Annotated in this window: 14 protein-coding genes; 1 reads left to right on the top strand and 13 read right to left on the bottom strand. The window is 62.2% G+C overall.

Features of this window, described 5'->3' with window-relative positions; translation table 11 throughout:
• Window positions 1–11: 11 nt before the first annotated feature.
• The 11 genes from AAAX77_RS02660 to tmk all read right to left on the bottom strand — a co-directional run bounded on the left by AAAX77_RS02660 (window position 12) and on the right by tmk (window position 10,849).
• Window positions 12–440 carry a hypothetical protein gene (locus tag AAAX77_RS02660; protein WP_055310425.1) on the bottom strand — a complete coding sequence of 143 codons (429 nt, stop codon included), beginning with the start codon at window positions 438–440 and terminating at the stop codon, window positions 12–14.
• A 5-nt stretch (window positions 441–445) separates the two neighbouring features.
• Window positions 446–1,525 (bottom strand): NAD(P)-binding domain-containing protein, encoded by a 1,080-nt coding sequence (locus tag AAAX77_RS02655; RefSeq protein WP_349104674.1) that lies wholly within the window; start codon window positions 1,523–1,525, stop codon window positions 446–448.
• A gap of 98 nt (window positions 1,526–1,623) precedes the next feature.
• Window positions 1,624–2,577 (bottom strand): DegV family protein, encoded by a 954-nt coding sequence (locus AAAX77_RS02650; protein WP_349104672.1) that lies wholly within the window; start codon window positions 2,575–2,577, stop codon window positions 1,624–1,626.
• Window positions 2,578–2,657: 80 nt separating this feature from the next.
• Window positions 2,658–3,242, bottom strand: a complete 585-nt coding sequence (gene raiA / locus AAAX77_RS02645) for a ribosome-associated translation inhibitor RaiA (RefSeq protein WP_035137685.1) — start codon at window positions 3,240–3,242, stop codon at window positions 2,658–2,660.
• A 315-nt stretch (window positions 3,243–3,557) separates the two neighbouring features.
• Complete coding sequence (locus AAAX77_RS02640; RefSeq protein ID WP_349104724.1) at window positions 3,558–4,583, bottom strand: transporter substrate-binding domain-containing protein; 1,026 nt, start codon at window positions 4,581–4,583, stop codon at window positions 3,558–3,560.
• Window positions 4,584–5,316: 733 nt separating this feature from the next.
• The gene (locus AAAX77_RS02635) at window positions 5,317–5,739 is read right to left on the bottom strand and encodes a hypothetical protein (RefSeq protein ID WP_349104670.1); all 423 of its coding nucleotides are present in this window, start codon (window positions 5,737–5,739) and stop codon (window positions 5,317–5,319) included.
• A 36-nt stretch (window positions 5,740–5,775) separates the two neighbouring features.
• Window positions 5,776–6,426, bottom strand: a complete 651-nt coding sequence (locus tag AAAX77_RS02630; protein WP_349104669.1) for a hypothetical protein — start codon at window positions 6,424–6,426, stop codon at window positions 5,776–5,778.
• 10 nt (window positions 6,427–6,436) lie between these two features.
• Window positions 6,437–7,243 carry a double zinc ribbon domain-containing protein gene (locus AAAX77_RS02625; protein WP_349104668.1) on the bottom strand — a complete coding sequence of 269 codons (807 nt, stop codon included), beginning with the start codon at window positions 7,241–7,243 and terminating at the stop codon, window positions 6,437–6,439.
• A 102-nt stretch (window positions 7,244–7,345) separates the two neighbouring features.
• Window positions 7,346–9,046 carry a regulatory iron-sulfur-containing complex subunit RicT gene (gene ricT / locus AAAX77_RS02620; RefSeq protein ID WP_349104666.1) on the bottom strand — a complete coding sequence of 567 codons (1,701 nt, stop codon included), beginning with the start codon at window positions 9,044–9,046 and terminating at the stop codon, window positions 7,346–7,348.
• On the bottom strand, window positions 9,037–10,164 hold the full coding sequence (locus AAAX77_RS02615; protein WP_349104664.1) for a DNA polymerase III subunit: 1,128 nt from the start codon (window positions 10,162–10,164) through the stop codon (window positions 9,037–9,039). Before AAAX77_RS02615 ends, ricT begins: the two co-directional genes overlap by 10 nt.
• Window position 10,165: 1 nt before the next feature.
• Window positions 10,166–10,849, bottom strand: coding sequence for a dTMP kinase (gene tmk, locus AAAX77_RS02610; protein WP_349104662.1), 684 nt, complete (start codon window positions 10,847–10,849; stop codon window positions 10,166–10,168).
• Window positions 10,850–11,089: 240 nt separating this feature from the next.
• On the opposite strand from tmk, the gene AAAX77_RS02605 reads away from it, so the two are divergent.
• Window positions 11,090–12,073, top strand: a complete 984-nt coding sequence (locus AAAX77_RS02605) for a zinc ribbon domain-containing protein (RefSeq protein WP_349104660.1) — start codon at window positions 11,090–11,092, stop codon at window positions 12,071–12,073.
• Between the two features lie 144 nt (window positions 12,074–12,217).
• On the opposite strand, the gene AAAX77_RS02600 is transcribed toward AAAX77_RS02605, so the two are convergent.
• Window positions 12,218–14,809: a DNA topoisomerase I gene (locus AAAX77_RS02600; RefSeq protein WP_349104659.1), complete on the bottom strand. Its 2,592-nt coding sequence runs from the start codon at window positions 14,807–14,809 to the stop codon at window positions 12,218–12,220.
• Between the two features lie 54 nt (window positions 14,810–14,863).
• Complete coding sequence (hypB, locus tag AAAX77_RS02595) at window positions 14,864–15,547, bottom strand: hydrogenase nickel incorporation protein HypB (RefSeq protein WP_349104657.1); 684 nt, start codon at window positions 15,545–15,547, stop codon at window positions 14,864–14,866.
• Between the last annotated feature and the right edge of the window lie 44 nt (window positions 15,548–15,591).

Genomic DNA, 15,591 nt, shown 5'->3' with positions numbered 1-15,591 from the left:
ACCTCTTCTTACTATTTCTTAGCGTGCTTGCCAGCACCCTTGCTGTCATCGGTGACCGAGATGAGCTGTCGGTCGGCCGCGCCATTGCGACGCGCACGGCGGCGTTCCTCAGCGTCGCCCGCGTCGGCGGCGGCGCGATGAGCCTTGTTGACGTTAAAGACCTCGTCGTGCTTGCGCCACGGACCGACGGACTCGCCAAAGCTCATCTTAAGACCGGCGATAAAGCCGCCGAGCCAGCCGATCGGCGCAAACTGCACCAGCGGGAACAGCGAGAACACCCAGGTCAGTAGGACGACTGCCGCCGCGCCCGCAAAGTTGGCAATCCAGTAGTCGCGCTTGGTGATCACGCGCTTTTCGCACGCCCACTGGCCGCACAAAAAGCCAATGTAGATCGCAAAGAGAAAGAGCACCAGCGCTAGTACCACGAACGTCCAGCTCATGGGCGCTACTCCCCGTGATGGTGGCCGCAGCAGCACTCATGGCCGTCGTCATGGCCGTGGCCGCCGCAGCACTCGTGGTCCTCGCCGTGATGGTGACCGCAACCGCACTCATGGTCGTCGCCGTGCTCGCCGCAACCGCAGCCGTCCTCGTGAGCGCCATGCTCCTCAGGACGATACTGCGACCAGTCCAGACCGGCGGCGATGGCGTCGGCCTCCTCCTTATAGAGGACCGTGATGGCCTGGGTGCCCAGCTTGGCACCACCGATGGCATCGAGCATGTCGTAGAGCGTAAAGGCCACGTCGGCGCCGGGCAGCGCAAGCTCGCGATCGTCGGCATAGGCGAGCGCCAAGCGCAGGTCCTTGATGAAGTGCTCGACCATAAAGCCGGGCTTGTAGTCGCCGTCGAGCGCCTTGGGAGCCAGGCTCTCCATGGCGCCGGACTTACCGGTGCCGCCCAGGATCATTTGACGGGTCTTCTCCAGATCGAGGCCGCTCAGCTCGGCAAACGCCATGGCGTCTGCCATGCCGACCATGCAGGCGCCCAGCGACACCTGGTTGGCGAGCTTGGCAGCCTGGCCCTTACCGGCGCCATCGAAGCAGCAGATGTTGGCCGCGAAGGTGGCAAGGATGTCGCGGACCGGCGCGATGTCGTTCTCGGTGGCGCCCACGACAGCAGTAAGCGTGCCGGCGATAGCTCCCGACTCGCCGCCGGTGACGGGGCAGTCAAACGCCATGCGACCGGAAACCTGGGCGGCCTCGGCAATGTCGCGCGCCAGCTCGGGCGAGCTCGTGGTAAGGTCGATCAGGACCGCACCGGGCTTAGTGCACGCGAGCAGACCGTCGCCCGCCAGGTAGAGCTCCTCGACCTCGGAGGGATAACCCACCATGGTAAAGACGACATCGGCGTTAGCCACGGCATCGGCCGGCGTATCGGCCCAGGCGGCACCGCGCTCGATAAGCGCGGCAGCCTTGGACTTGGTGCGGTTGTTGACCGTGACGGGATAGCCGGCATCCAGGATGTGACCGGCGATGGGGGCACCCATGATTCCGGTGCCGATAAATGCGACGGAGAGCTTGTTTGCCATGAAACCTTTCCTTTTAGGTTGGGTGTTATTACCAGGTTGAATACTCGGTGCCAGCGTTTGGGCTGTGAGTCGAGGGCGATTACGGACGCAGCGCTTGCCTACTGACCGCGCACGCGGCGGGCGATGCGATCGGAAAGCGACGCCTTGTCGGCGCGGTTCTTGCCCCAAAACGCGCAGGCCACCATGCCGGGGCCCACGTGCGAGCCGATGGTGGGACCCACGGAGCCGCGAATGATCGTGACGTCGGCGCAACCCTCCTCCTTGCGGATGGCAGCTTCGAGCCAGTCACCGTCCTTTTCGGCATCGGCAGTCATAATGGCGATGGGCATGGTGCGATCGGGCACGTAGTTCTCGCGGAACGACTTGAGGATGGACTTGAGTGCCTTCTTGCGGCCTCGGTTGACACCGATTAGCGACAGCGAGCCGGCAAGGTCGTAGGAGAGCTCGGGCTTGACATCGAGCTTTGCCGTAAGCTGCGCCGCCGCGGGCGGAATGCGGCCGCCGGCAGCCAGTGCGTCGAAGCTCTCGAGCGTAAAGTAGCCGTGGACGTAGGTCTTTGCCTCGTTTGCCCAATCGACCAGCTGCTTGGCGGTCAGTCCCGCCGAACGCTGGCGCACGGCCTCGAGCGCCAAGAGCGCGCCGGTCGCGCAGGGCAGAGCGTTGTCGACCACGTAGAGCTCAAAGTTGGGATACTCGGCGCGCACGGCATCTGCCGCCTGGCACGCGGAGTTGTAGCTCGACGACAGCGCCGAGGTAAAGCACAGGTAGACCGTGGGCGTGCCCTCTTTAGCGCACTCGGTAAAGAACTCAATATAGCGACCGAGCGACACAGCCGAGGTGGACACGCGGGCACCGGCGCGCATACGGTCGTAGAACTCCTTAGGGCTCATGCTCGACCAGATGTCGTCCGTACGCTCCTCGCCATCGATGATAAAGGGGAAGCCCAAGATATCGACATCGAGGTTCGCGGCGACCTCGGGGCTAAAGTCGCAGCAGGTATCGACGACGATGCGGCAGCGGTCAGAATGGCCGGTAGATGCAGCTTTGTCCATCAAAGCGACTCCTTACGTAAAAAAGGCGGCCACCCGCATGGGATGGCCGCCAACCGTTAACTCATGCAAGTTAACGTATTTTACTCGTCAAGTGTTTCGATGCGGGGCTTGATGATGCCATATCCACCATTCTTACGGTGATACACCACATTGATAAGGCCGGTCGTCGCGTTCTCGAACACGTAGAAGTCGTGACCCAGCAGATCGGTCTGCACCAGCGCCTGCTCCTCAGTCATCGGGGTGACGTCGATAACCTTCTCGCGGACGAGCAGGTCGTCCTCTTCCTCGGGCAGCAGCAGGTCGGCCAGATCCTCGACGCGCTCGACCGGCGCGACATCCGCGGCGCTGGCACCGCCCTGGCGGTTGTCCACGACCTTGGTCTTGAACTTGCGCAGCTGGCGGGTGACCTTATCGGCGGAGAGGTCGATGGCGGCGTACATATCTGCACCGTGCTCGGCAACGCGAATCACCGAACCGCGGGCACGAACCGTGACCTCGACGATTGCCGGGTTGGGGTTCGAGGGGTTCTTCTCATAGCGAAGTACAACGTCGACTGTCATGGGCTCGATATCGAAAACCTTGAGCGCCTCGCCGATCTTTTCATCCACATGCGCACGCAGAGCATCGGTTACCGTCGTCTTGCGTCCAGAAACCTTGATATCCATACGTGGCTCCAATCTGCCTCGGGGACTTACTGTACTGGCTATGTACCCATTGCCGTGCATTTAATCACGCGGATTCCTAAAGACCCGAATAACGATTGCTTGATACCGCATACCGAAGTCTCGCACTTTTCTGTGGCAAAGTGCGCTATAGGGGGGCCGACGGCTTTGTATTTGGTCCCGAAAATTGGCTTTGACCTGCTGGTTTTATTGGGATGAAAAAGCCGGGCTCCCCCATCGGGGAAGCCCGGCAGTGCGTGTTGAAACCGTGAAGAGGTGTCCTTTCCAACGTATAGGAGACACCACCCCTAGCAATAACTAGCTATTGAGTTTGTTAATGTCGTCGTCGGTGATGGCGCCTTCCTGGCTGGACGATTTGTCCTCGGAGGATGCGGTCTCATTGTTGGAATCGGAGGACTCGCTGCCGGAGGACGTGGTCTCACCGGACTCAGAGTCGCCCGGCTGCACGTTAGCGCCCGAAACCGTCTTAGTGGTGAGGTCGTAGGGCATCGTGCCATACCAGACAGAGTGGACCGCCTCGAGCGTGCCGTCGGCCGTAATACCGTCGAGGGCATCGCTCACGGCACGGCACAGTTCGTCATTGGACGAGAGGCCCACAACACCAAGCGTCGAGGGTGCCTCGAGCGCACCGACATAGGAGACCTCGCTCATCAGGCGTGCAAGGTAGCCGCCGGCCGTGGAGTCGCAGATCACATAGTCGACCTCGCCGGACTCAAGCGCCTCAAAGCACTCGTTGATGTTGGAGTAGGTCTTTTGATTGGCGGTGATGCTCTGCTTAGCAAGCGCCTCCTGCGAGGCCGAGGACATTTGGACACCCAGAGTAGACGCGTTAAGGGTATCGGTGGAAACGCTTAGCGACCCACCATCGCTAGTTTTACCGAACACGGAAGTGGCATCGTACAGGCAGGTGCCGAGCGAGCTAATGTCCCCGTCCGTGGAGTTAATCTCGCCGATAAAGATATCGGCCTTTTTGTCGCCGAGCGCGGAATCTGCCGAAGACGCATCGACAAAGGCGACCTTAAGGCCCATGCGGCTTGCGAGGGCGCGGGCGGCGTCAACCGCATACCCCGTGAGCTCGCCGTCGGCGTCCTGCATGGCCTGCGGCGCATCGGAAGTATCGAGGGCGACCGTCAGGGTTCCGGAAGTGACCAGGGCATCGTCCGACACCGCCGGCGTGACGGTCTCGTACTCGATCTGGTCGATCGTGGGAGTCGTGAACGTAGACAGCGGGTTGAACGCGCATCCGCTCAGGCCCAAAACGGCGATGACCGCTGCGGTCCCAGCACCTAACCGAGCCGCGTGCATCAAGCTGCCCCTCACCATGTCCACTACCCTGCCTTCTGTGTCGTATACAATCCGTGCGTTGCGCGGAATATCAGGTTGTTCCCACCAGCTGACCTGGTATTTGACCCCACACTTGCGCACCGGGGTGTTTGCTCGGGAGGCCGCAGCCACCTTCACGACTGACCCGCTCGCCCGCGAGGCGGTATTGCCCCAAAGAAAGTAGAACGGACGGTGCGGCTTACATCTAGGACGCGCCATGATCGCGCCGCGCGCACGCGGTCGCTTACGTGGATCCCTTTGACCGCGTCTGTCTTGGACTAGGACGGGCATTTCGTCCGTCCGCAACCACAGCCTGGTAGGAACGAAGCGCATTATAGCTAAGTTCAAGCTAAAGTTTAAGGTTAGGGGCGTCATTCGCATCGCGAGTACAGATTTTGCGGGTCGGAGCGGACCATTCGTGCCCCTATGAAGCCCGGAGCTTCCCTACGGGGAGCTCCGGGGCACCCGTCTCAGGGTGCCGTGTGCAAAAAACGGCAAATATGAGTACTGTTACCAATTTAGTAGCAGCGTATTACCGCCTCACGAGCCCTTTTTGAGTTCCGCACAGCCTGCTTGGCGCCAAGATATTCCACATTCGTTTATTATCTCTTCGCTGAATCCAGATTATCGGCCCAAGTTTCTTTGTTTTTGCTGTCACTAATCTAGTAACAGTACTCATATTTGCCGTTTTTTGCACAGAGCATATAAACAGACCCCCTATAAAGCCATAGTTTTACGCTGGTTTGAGCCCAAAGCACGCTCGGAGCGTATTCAGCAGAGCATCTTGCCTCTTTCGACGAGCCTCTACGCGATTCTGATATCGCTTACCCATACGCTGGTGGATGCGCCATGCGAGTGCTTCCATCGCTTCCATGTCACAGAGCATTTCGTTGTTGACCGTCGCGACCTCGATTCCCATAGTAATCAAGCCCGTGTTGCGCTTTTCATCATGGATACGTCCCCTCCGAGAGGAATGGCCCAGCTCACCGTTGTATTCCAAGTCAAACCGGGCTGCTTCCTGAAAGGCATCGCAAACCGCATGCGGCATCCCCGAGATCGCCTGTGCACGGTCGTTGAACTCGATCTTGTAGTCGGTCTTAAAGGGACCACAGGCAAATCCGCCATAGGAAAACGGAAGCGAAAACATGGCAAGCATGATGCACTCCATGGGTGAACGCAGGTTTTCCGACAGTTAGGGACACAGCCGCCGCAGCTGCTTGGCCGCGCTCCCCTTGCATGCCGCGAGGTAATCTACCAGGCAATCGGGTGTCAGCACGGACTCGACCTCAAAGTAACCGACATCTGGCGGCTGGTCTTTGTCCTTTGCCAATTTGTTCACGACAGGCGAGGTGTAGGGAGGCAGATACTTCCCGCGGTCACTCAGTGAAATCTTAGAGCACAGCTCCTGGGCCAGGGCAAATGCCTGGATGCAGCCGACCTCGCGCGCGACGGCTACGCAAAGGGCCTCGGGAGATAGACTGTACACCCCCGGTTCCACCTCTAGAATCGAGCCGGCGGGCAACCCGGAGCATACGGACCAGCTCACGCCAAGAATACGGCGGCGCTGCGCTGCAGACCCTACCAGCAAGCACAAATCCTCTTGCACCTCGCCGCTTGCGGCCCCAATCCGCACCAAATCGGGAAGATAGATGTCCTCGGTCGAGGGCGACGATGTGCGCAGCACACGGCGCTCTTCATCGGGATTAAGGTCCTTCCAGCTGATATAGCCCATCTGCCGGCGCTCGGCGCGCATCATGCGCAGCGCCGAGGCGCCGGTCAGAATTATGGAAGCCGCTAGCTGTTCGCCTGTCGGCTCGTTGCGCCGCTCAATCTTTACTGCCACAAAACCACCCCTACCAAACGCGTGCGATAGTGAGGCCATCAACGGCCGTGGCACCGGCGCGCTTGAGTTCCGCCGAAGCCGCTGCCATCGTCGCACCCGTGGTGATAACGTCATCGATAAGCAGCAGGTGGCGGCCGTGCACGTCCTCAACCGTCTCGTACATGCCTTGGGCACGCTCGCGGCGCTCCTCACGACCGAGTTCGCGCTGGTCGCCATGCCCGTACTTGGCGAGAGCATCGAGCAGAGGAACACCCGACAGCTCGCAAAATGGGCGCGCAATAGCCTCCATATGATCAAAACCACGCCGCCGAAACGCTGCCGCCGTCGCAGGCACAAACACCACCGCATCCGCACCGGACAGCACGCCTCCGTAGCGATCGGGCGCTACGACCTGGGCATGCAGGGCGGTGTCGTAGAGCAGCTCCGCCAGATACGGAGCCAGACGTCGCTCGCCCGCATCCTTGTACGCTTTAATGATGCACGGCAGCGGATGCGCATAGACGGCGCACGCCAGGCAGCGGTCGAGCGCCTCCGCCATTGCCGAGGACGTGCCCTCGACCGAACACTCAGTGCACAGCAAATCCCCAAACGGGGCGCCGCATCGGGTACAGCTATGACGTGGGTCGATGAGCGTGAGCGCGGCCAGGCAGTCTTGGCAAATAAGCGCACCGGCGCGCTCGCAGCCGGTACATCGTGTTGGCGACAATGCCTCGAGCGCCTCGTACGTCGCGTGCTCGGCAAACGGTAGCAATTCGTCCGCAAACGGTAGGGCACCGGCTCCCTGCAGACGGCTCAATATGTTCAGATGGCTCTTCAAGACACAACCCTCCCTACGTTCGGTCGCGGGGAGGGTTGTTGATTCGGCGCTATGATGCCCCGATGCGCTCGGGGCAAGGCGGGCTAAATCCGCTCGCGGGCGTTATTCGCCGGCGGGCGGTTGCGGTGCGGACGAAGACGGAGTCGAGCCCTCGCCGCCATCCTGGCGCGGCTTGCGGGAACGGCGACGGCGACGGCGCTTTTGACCCTGGTCGGTCGAGCCCTCGCCACCGCGATCCTCGCGCGGCTCGCGCTCGTCGCGAGCGGCGCCACGCGAAGCCTTGGCAGCAGCTCCCCCGCCATCTCCGGGACGACGGCGCATGACCTTGACCTCGCCATCCGAGACCTGATCGGCCACGGAGGGCACTGAAGGCTTCTGCTGCGCGCCCGAGGAATGGCGACGGCGCGGACGCGGCGCGCGCTCCTCCTCGCCACGTGACTTGCCGCCCTTGTCGGCAGACGCATCGGAGGCCGAGGGGCCCTTGGAAGCGGCACCGGCCTCGCGAGCAGCTGCGGCGCGGAAGGCGTCCTCGCGCTCCTCGCTCGACAGATGACGGCGGCGGCGACGTGTGGGGTTCATGCCACCGCCGCGATTCTGCTGCTGGGGTTGCTGAACCTCGCGCTCGCGAGAGGCGTGCTTGCCCGCGGCTGCAGCCTCGGTAGCATCGCCCGAGCCCGCGCGCTTGCGGCGGCGACGGCCATCGGCCGCCCCCTCGGCCTCGGGCGCCTCGGCCTTGCCGCGGCCCTTTCCGCGGCCACGGCCCTCGCCCTGGCTCTGAGCAGCGCGGGCATCGGAATCGACGTCGCGACGACGGCGCTTGGGCATCGACGTGCCGGCCAGACGGTCGGCACTCGACAGGCCATCGCCCACGTCGACGCCGTTCTCGCGGTCGAGCTCCATGAGCGCCAGGCGCATCTCGGGCGACTCGATGCGCTCGAGCACGTCACGCGTCACGCAGTCGGGGCGGCAGTTGCAGCCCTGCTCGGCGGCCTTCTTTTTGCAGCCCTCCGAGCACGTCATATCGGCCAGGTTGACCTTAAAGACTTTGCCGTTCTCCAGGCGCAGCACCAGCTGCTCACGCGGCGTGTCATATTCCTGGATACGCGCCTTGCCGAGCGGCGTATCGATGAGCGTCTTCTTTTTGGGCGCACGGCTCTTAAAGTCCTTGTACGCCTCGAACTCATAGCGCAGGCAGCACATCAAGCGGCCGCATACGCCGCTGATCTTGGACGAGTTGAGCGGCAGGTCCTGCTCTTTTGCCATGCGAATCGAGACGGGCTCAAATTGTCCGCCAAAGCGCGTGCAGCAGAGTTCCTGTCCGCATTGGGCATAGCCGCCCACCAGACGGGTCTCGTCGCGCACACCGATCTGGCGCATGTCGACGCGAATGTGCAGCGTCGAGGACAGGTCCTTGACGAGCTGACGAAAATCGACGCGTTCCTCGGCCGCAAAGTAGAACACGGCCTTCTCGCCGCCAAACAGGTACTCGACGCCGACCGGCTTCATCTCGAGGTCGAGCTCTTTGACCAGACGGCGGAAATCGACCATCGCCTCGTCGCCCTGGATGGCCAGGTCGTCGGCAAGCTGCAGGTCGATGTCGCTCGCCACGCGCAGCACGGGCTTGAGCGGCTGACCGATCTCGTCTTGCGGCACCTCGAAGGGATCGGCCGTGACCAGGCCGATCTCGGTTCCGCGCTCGGTGGAGCAAATGGCATAATCGGCCTCGAGGATATCCAGATCCTGCGGGTCGAACCACAGGTCGCGCGAGGCGTAGGTAAACTTAACGGGTACGACTAACGGCATTTCAGTGCCTTCCTGATATCGAACAGCATGACCTCGATGACCAGCTGGGGAGTAACGTTTCTGGCGATGTTGCGCTCGGCGGTCGCGACTGCCTCGAGCGCCCGGGTGGCACCCGCAACATTCGTCGCGGCGGCAAGCCGACCGATTGTGTCGCGCACGTCTTCGTTCACTACGTCGGCCGCCTCGTCCTGAAGTGTCAGCAGCACGTCGCGCATGAGCGTCCGTGCGCTCGCCAACGCTTCCATGATACCCGAACGCTCGCGCGCGTTGAGTTCGCGCTTGTTGCGGTCCTCAAGCTGCTTCAATGCTCCACGCGACAGATAATCGGCATTTTGCTCGAGCACCTTTTCCTGCGTGGACTTGACCTCGGCGAGCGGTGCCTTAACGGCGACGATGAGCGACTTGGCGCGGCTGAGTACATCGGCCTCGTCGGCAGCGATGAGCGAATCGATGGCGCGGACCATCTGGCGGCGAGCATCCTGGCGCTCGGCACTCTTAAGGAACTCGATGCCGCGTGTGGGGCTTCCCGCCACGGCGACCGCCATGCGGCAACGCGCGAGGTCCTGACCCGTCGCGCGACTCACGGCACGCGCGGCCACGGCGGGCGACACCAGCCGAAACGGCACGCACTGGCAGCGGCTCACGATGGTGGGCAGCATCACGTCGGCGGAGGTGCCCAGCAAGATAAACATTACGCCCTCGGGCGGCTCCTCGAGTGTCTTGAGCAGTGCGTTGGCGGTGTTAGCGCGCAGCTGCTCGGCACGGTCGATGATGTAGACCTTGGCCTTGGCACGGATGGGCGCCAGCGGCACGTCATCGAGCAACTCGCGGGTCTGGGCAATGAGGTAGCCCGTGGCGCTCTCGGGCGTGTAATAGTGCACGTCGGGATGCGTGTGCCGAGCAACGCGTACGCAGCTGTCGCATGCGCCACAGCCGTCCTGCTCGCACAGGAAGGCCTGGGCGAGCGCCCATGCGGCATCGAGCTTGCCGGCACCGGGAGCGCCCAAAAACAGGTAGGCGTGCGATGCGCGGCCGCTGGCGACGGCGTTGGTCAAAAAATCGCGCACGCGCTCTTGGGTGTCGAGCTTGGCCATCAGGCTTGCCTGAGCGGGTGCCATGTTACTCGGCCTCCTTGGCAAGTGCGGCGGCGACGGCGTCTTGCGGAATGTCGAGACCGTACGCGCGAATCTGCTCGACCGTCTTCTCGAAGACTTCCTCGACGGTCGCAGTGGCGTCGATGAGCTTTACGCGGTTTGGCTCCTCGGCAGCAATGGCGCAAAATCCCTGGTAAACACGCTCCTGGAATGCCATACCTTTTGCCTCCATGCGATCTGCCGCGCCACGGACTGCCATGCGCAGTGCCGCCTGCTCGGGCGTGATGTGGTAGACGAGCGTGAGCGCCGGGTGCGTACCCGCGACGGCCAGGCTGTTGGCGTCGCGCACCATCTGACGGTCGAGGCCATCGGCAAACGCCTGGTAGCAGGTCGTGGAATCGTAGAAGCGGTCGCACAGGACCACCTTACCGGCCGCGAGGGCGGGAGCTATGACCTCGTGCACCAACTGGGCGCGCGCGGCCTCGTAGAGCAGCAGCTCGCAGGTGTCGCCCATCGCCGTGTTGGCGGGGTCGAGCAGCAAAGCGCGAATCTTTTCGCTGATGGCGGTGCCGCCCGGCTCGCGCAGGCTCACAACCTGGTAGCCAGCGAGTTCGAGCGCGCGGGCAAGCAGGCGCGCCTGCGTGGACTTGCCGGCGCCGTCGACGCCCTCGAGCGTGATAAAGCTATGTTGAGCGGGCTCAAAAGCCATGGACGCAGTCCCTTCCTACAAGGCGCGTAAATGCGATTTATAGCAACCAAGCCATCATACCCCAGTGCTCGGTGCGTCCCCAATGGCTAAAGGTGCCTTTCCAAAGTTGCGGTGAAATAGGGACTGATTGAAGCTCCGAGACCGCCAAACAGTCCCTATTTCACCGCAACTTATGATGGAGAATTTTGGACGCTGGGTATAATCGTCGTATTGCATTGAAATGTGGCGAAAGGAGTGGCGATGTCTCGGTATTGCGCCTCGTGCGGCAAGCTTCTTGCAGATAATGCCAAGTTCTGCACCTCGTGCGGTGCACCCGTTGAGCAAACAGCCGCGAGCGATAGCCAGCCCGCTTTTGAGCAGACCGGTTCCCTCGATACGCCGCAAGCCAAGGCGGACGACCCCCTCGCCTATCGCCCCGACCCCGCCGCAGGCCCCGCGGCCGTCGAGACCACGCAGCGCATACCCGTCGCGAGCGGCTCGTCCCAACAGGAGCCGGCTCCCGCATACGCGCCCGCTTCGCCACAGACCCCCGCCCCCAAAAAGAGCGGCACCGGGCCGCTTATCGCCGTTATCGTTGTGCTGGTGGCAATCATCATCGCCCTGGTCGTTTTCTTTGTGATCAAGCCTTTCGACAACGCCGCCACGCAGACGACTGCCGAGGTAGCTAAGCTGCACCATGACGTCGACGACGATGACCTAAAGCCTCTCGGCGATCCCAACAGCCTGTACGACGATGATGACGATGACGACGAGGATGGCGGCGAAGCAACGCTCTCCGAGCAGAACCTCTACCGCCGACTGAGCGAATACTACGACTTGCTCGAAGACCTCGACAACTACGTCCGTGGCTGCGCGCAGAACTTCAACGGCAGCTATCTGGAAGAGGATCGAACCACCCGTCAAAATCTCGCCGACGTCGCCGAGCGCACGGAGGACACCATCGAGCAGTATTACGACATCGTCGAGGACCTAGACGTCCCGACGAGCTCCAAGAACTACAGCTCCTGGAAGGACATCATCGCCCTGTACGACGACCTGGATCACCGCATTGACGCAATCTGTGATGCCTGGGAGATCAGCCTGAAATACGCCAAGCCTGCGGACCACAAGAATGAGATCGTGGCGCCGCTGTCGCGCGACAACGTGGCGGGCACCAATGACAATAAGTACCGCCTAGATTTTGAGAAGCGCTATCCCGGCGCCAAGCCTGTCGAGGTGAACTAGCGCTTTGTCGTTCCCGAGCCGGCAGTTAGGGACGTTCCTAAACTGCCGGCAGAAAAGGAACGTCCCTAACTGCCGGATAAAAAACGAGCGAGGATTTTGAGGTCCTCGCTCGTTTTTGTTTTAGGTGATGTTTCGACCGTGCGGCTACTTGTCGGCAGCGGTCTTTTTGGTAGTCAACTTCTTGGCCGTCGTCTTTTTGGCGGTCGTCTTCTTGGCAGCAGTCTTCTTTGCCGCCGTCGTCTTCTTGGCCGTGCTCGCCTTAGTCGTGGTCTTGCGGCCGCGGGCGGGCTTCTTCTCCTTGGTCGGGCAGTCCATGTTCACGCAGATGCGCCACGGACCGCGCGCCGTGTTGACCACCACGATGGGGGCGCCGCACTCGGGGCAGGTCTCACCCGTCGCCTCGAGCTTACCGCGCGCCGGCAGAGGATAGCTCACGCCGCAGTCATCGTAGTTGGTGCAGCGGATAAAGCGCTTGCCGCTCTTCTCGCTCTTGTGCGCGATCAGGTCGCCATGGCGTCCGGCCTCGGCGCACACCTTGCACTCGCCCACCTTAAGGTCAGGCTCGTAGTTGGTGGGGCACGTGGGGTTCACGCAAATCTCGAAGGCCTTCTGACGGAACGGCTGGCACTTAATGCGCGGCGCGCCGCACTCGGGGCACACGGCCGCCTCGCCCTCGAGCGGGCTTACCTTGACGCCGCTCGGCACCGGATAGGTCACATCGCAGTCGGGCCAGCCCATGCAGCCAATGAAGCTGCCGCGGGTCTTGGCGCTCGTCTTCATAACCAGGTCCTTGCCGCACTTGGGACAGGCGCCCACGCGTGCATCGGCCGTGACGGCGTCGCTGATAGCGTCGCCCAGCTCCTGCGTATGCTTGAGCAGCTCGTCGAGCACGCCAGCCAGCAGCGCGCGCGAGTGCGTCACGACATGCTCTTCGGTATCCTCGCCGCGCTCCACACGGGTCATGTCGCCATCGAGCTCGCTGGTCATATCGGGGCTCGTGATGCGCGGGGCAAACTGCGTCAGCGCATCGATGATGGCGATGCCCAGCTGACTCGGCTCCACGGGATCGTTTTTGAGGTAGCGCACGGCGTACAGGCGCTCGATGATGCTCGCGCGCGTGGACTTGGTGCCCAAGCCGCGCTTCTCCATCTCCTGCACGAGTTTACCCTGGCTGTAGCGTGCGGGCGGCTCGGTCTGCTTTGCCTCGAGCTTAATGTCGAACACATCAACCGTATCGCCCTGCTCAAGCGGCGGCATCTGCTCGTCGCGTTTGAGTCCATACGGGTATGCCTCGCGGAAACCCGGGGTCACGAGCACGTCGCCCGAAGCCACGAACGGCTCGCCGTTCACGTCGAGCTCGAGCTTGGTGTTCTCGATGGTCGCAGGACCCATAAGCGTCGCCAGGAAGCGGCGAGCGATGAGGTCATAGAGCTTGCGCTGACCGCCGTCGAGCGTGGACGGATCGCCCTCGCCCGTGGGATAGATAGGCGGGTGGTCGGTGGTCTCGACCTTGCCGCGCGTGGGCTTCATGGGGCCGGCGAGGACCTTTTTGCATACGGGCGCCAGCGCCGGGTTGATCTTTGCAAGGTCACTCACCACAGCGCCCAGATCAAGCGTCGCGGGGTATACGGTATTGTCGACACGCGGGTAGCTGATGAGGCCCGCCATGTAGAGGGACTCGGCGATGCGCATGGTACGCGCAGGCGAGATACCCTCGGCTGCGGCGGCAGCCTGCAGCGAGGTGGTCGCAAACGGCGTGGGCGGCTGCTGCTTGCGCGAGCGCTTGGTCACCGCGGCGACGGTTGCCGTCTTGGCACCGTCAACGTGACCGTACGCCGTCTCAGCAGCATCCTTGTCGGTAAAGCGCGCCGTCTTGTGCGCGATCTTAAAGCGATCGTCCTCGGCAGCGCCTTGCGCGGCGCCCATGCCGCGAATCTGCCAATAGTCCTCGGGCACAAACGCCATGCGCTCGCGTTCGCGCTCGACCACCAGGGCAAGCGTCGGCGTCTGCACGCGGCCGGCGGAACGCACGTTGCCAAAGCCGCCAAACTTGGCGAGCGTCAGGTAGCGCGTGAGCACCGCACCCCAAATGAGGTCGATGTGCTGACGGCTCTCGCCGGCGTCGGCCAGGTTCTGGTCGAGCGAGACAAGGTTATCGAAGGCCTGCGTGATCTCGGCCTTGGTAAACGAAGAATACTGGGCGCGGGCGACCGGCAAGTCGGGCGCCACCTCGCGCACCTTGTTGAGGGCGTCCGAACCGATCAGCTCGCCCTCGCGATCGAAGTCCGTGGCAATGATGACGCTGTCGGACTTTTTGGCGAGGTTCTTAAGCGAGCGGATGAGTTCCTTCTCGGCCGGCAGCTTAATGACGGGTGCCCAGGTGAGATACGGCAGACTCTCGAGCTTCCAGCCCTTGATGGAGATGCCGTCGGCAAGAAACGGCTTGCGCTTGGTGTCGTAGGGCGGGCGTGCCAGGCCATCGGGCATGTCGGCCGGTAGCATCTCGCCGTCCTCGGTAACCGAATACCAGCCCAGCTTTTTATCGAACAGCACGCTGTCGCAAAAATCGGGCGCAAGGATGTGACCGGCCAGGCCGATGGTCACGCACTCCTCGCCCTTCCACTCAAAACGGTAGATTGCGGTGTTGTACACCTTGTCCTTTTTGGGCTTACCCGTGGACAGCCGCTCGGCAATCTGACGCGCGGCGTCATTTTTCTCGGCGATGATGAGCTTCAAAAGAGGCTCCTATCTCGTGTCTCTGCGGCTACGCCCGCCCGTATGGCGGCCGATTTACGCCCTTGCTTGCTCGATCTGCCCGATGAGCCAATCGCACCAGGCATCCATGCCCTCGCCCTTGCGCGCGCTCACGGCAAACCGCGGCGCCTGCGGATTGAGGTCATCGAGTGTCTTAGTATACCTATCCATGTCAAAATCGAAAGCCGGGGCCACGTCGACCTTATTGAGCAGCTGCGCGCCAGCGTGCTGGAAGATGCCCGGGTACTTGATGGGCTTGTCGTCGCCCTCGGGCACCGAGAGAATCATGATGGACAGGTTCTCACCCAGGTCAAAGTCGACCGGGCAGACCAAGTTGCCCACGTTTTCGATAAAGATGACGTCGATGTTCTCCAGACCGACGGCCTGGTCGAACGCGTCAACGGCCTCCATGATCATGTTGCCCTCGAGGTGGCACAGGCCACCCGTGTTGATCTGGATGGCGGGCATGCCGGCTTCCTTCATGGTGATGGCGTCGACATCCGAGGCAATATCGCCCTCGATGACGGCACAGCGCAGGCCAGTCTTGTCGCGCAGGCGCTCGTTGGTGCCCAGGATCGTGGTGGTCTTGCCCGAGCCGGGGCTCGACAGCACGTTAATCACGTAGGTGTTTGTCTCATGAAATCGCTGACGCAGCTGATCTGCCAGGCGCTCGTTGCGCGACAGAATCGGCGACGCGATATCAATCGTTTTCTCGGCCATATTCGGCACTCCTTACTTCTGCCCCTTTATACCCCGTCCCCAGA

The organism is Collinsella sp. CLA-ER-H6 (assembly GCF_040092305.1).
Classification (GTDB): Bacteria; Actinomycetota; Coriobacteriia; order Coriobacteriales; family Coriobacteriaceae; genus Collinsella.
This window is presented reverse-complemented; position numbering and strand designations above follow the sequence as displayed.

Bases quoted from the DNA above. Each gene is read 5' to 3' on its own strand.
- AAAX77_RS02660 (WP_055310425.1), bottom strand. From the start codon at position 440: ATGAGCTGGACGTTCGTGGTACTAGCGCTGGTGCTCTTTCTCTTTGCG.
- AAAX77_RS02655 (WP_349104674.1), bottom strand. From the start codon at position 1,525: ATGGCAAACAAGCTCTCCGTCGCATTTATCGGCACCGGAATCATGGGT.
- AAAX77_RS02650 (WP_349104672.1), bottom strand. From the start codon at position 2,577: ATGGACAAAGCTGCATCTACCGGCCATTCTGACCGCTGCCGCATCGTC.
- raiA (WP_035137685.1), bottom strand. From the start codon at position 3,242: ATGGATATCAAGGTTTCTGGACGCAAGACGACGGTAACCGATGCTCTG.
- AAAX77_RS02640 (WP_349104724.1), bottom strand. From the start codon at position 4,583: ATGGTGAGGGGCAGCTTGATGCACGCGGCTCGGTTAGGTGCTGGGACC.
- AAAX77_RS02635 (WP_349104670.1), bottom strand. From the start codon at position 5,739: ATGCTTGCCATGTTTTCGCTTCCGTTTTCCTATGGCGGATTTGCCTGT.
- ricT (WP_349104666.1), bottom strand. From the start codon at position 9,046: ATGCCGTTAGTCGTACCCGTTAAGTTTACCTACGCCTCGCGCGACCTG.
- AAAX77_RS02615 (WP_349104664.1), bottom strand. From the start codon at position 10,164: ATGGCACCCGCTCAGGCAAGCCTGATGGCCAAGCTCGACACCCAAGAG.
- tmk (WP_349104662.1), bottom strand. From the start codon at position 10,849: ATGGCTTTTGAGCCCGCTCAACATAGCTTTATCACGCTCGAGGGCGTC.
- AAAX77_RS02605 (WP_349104660.1), top strand. From the start codon at position 11,090: ATGTCTCGGTATTGCGCCTCGTGCGGCAAGCTTCTTGCAGATAATGCC.
- hypB (WP_349104657.1), bottom strand. From the start codon at position 15,547: ATGGCCGAGAAAACGATTGATATCGCGTCGCCGATTCTGTCGCGCAAC.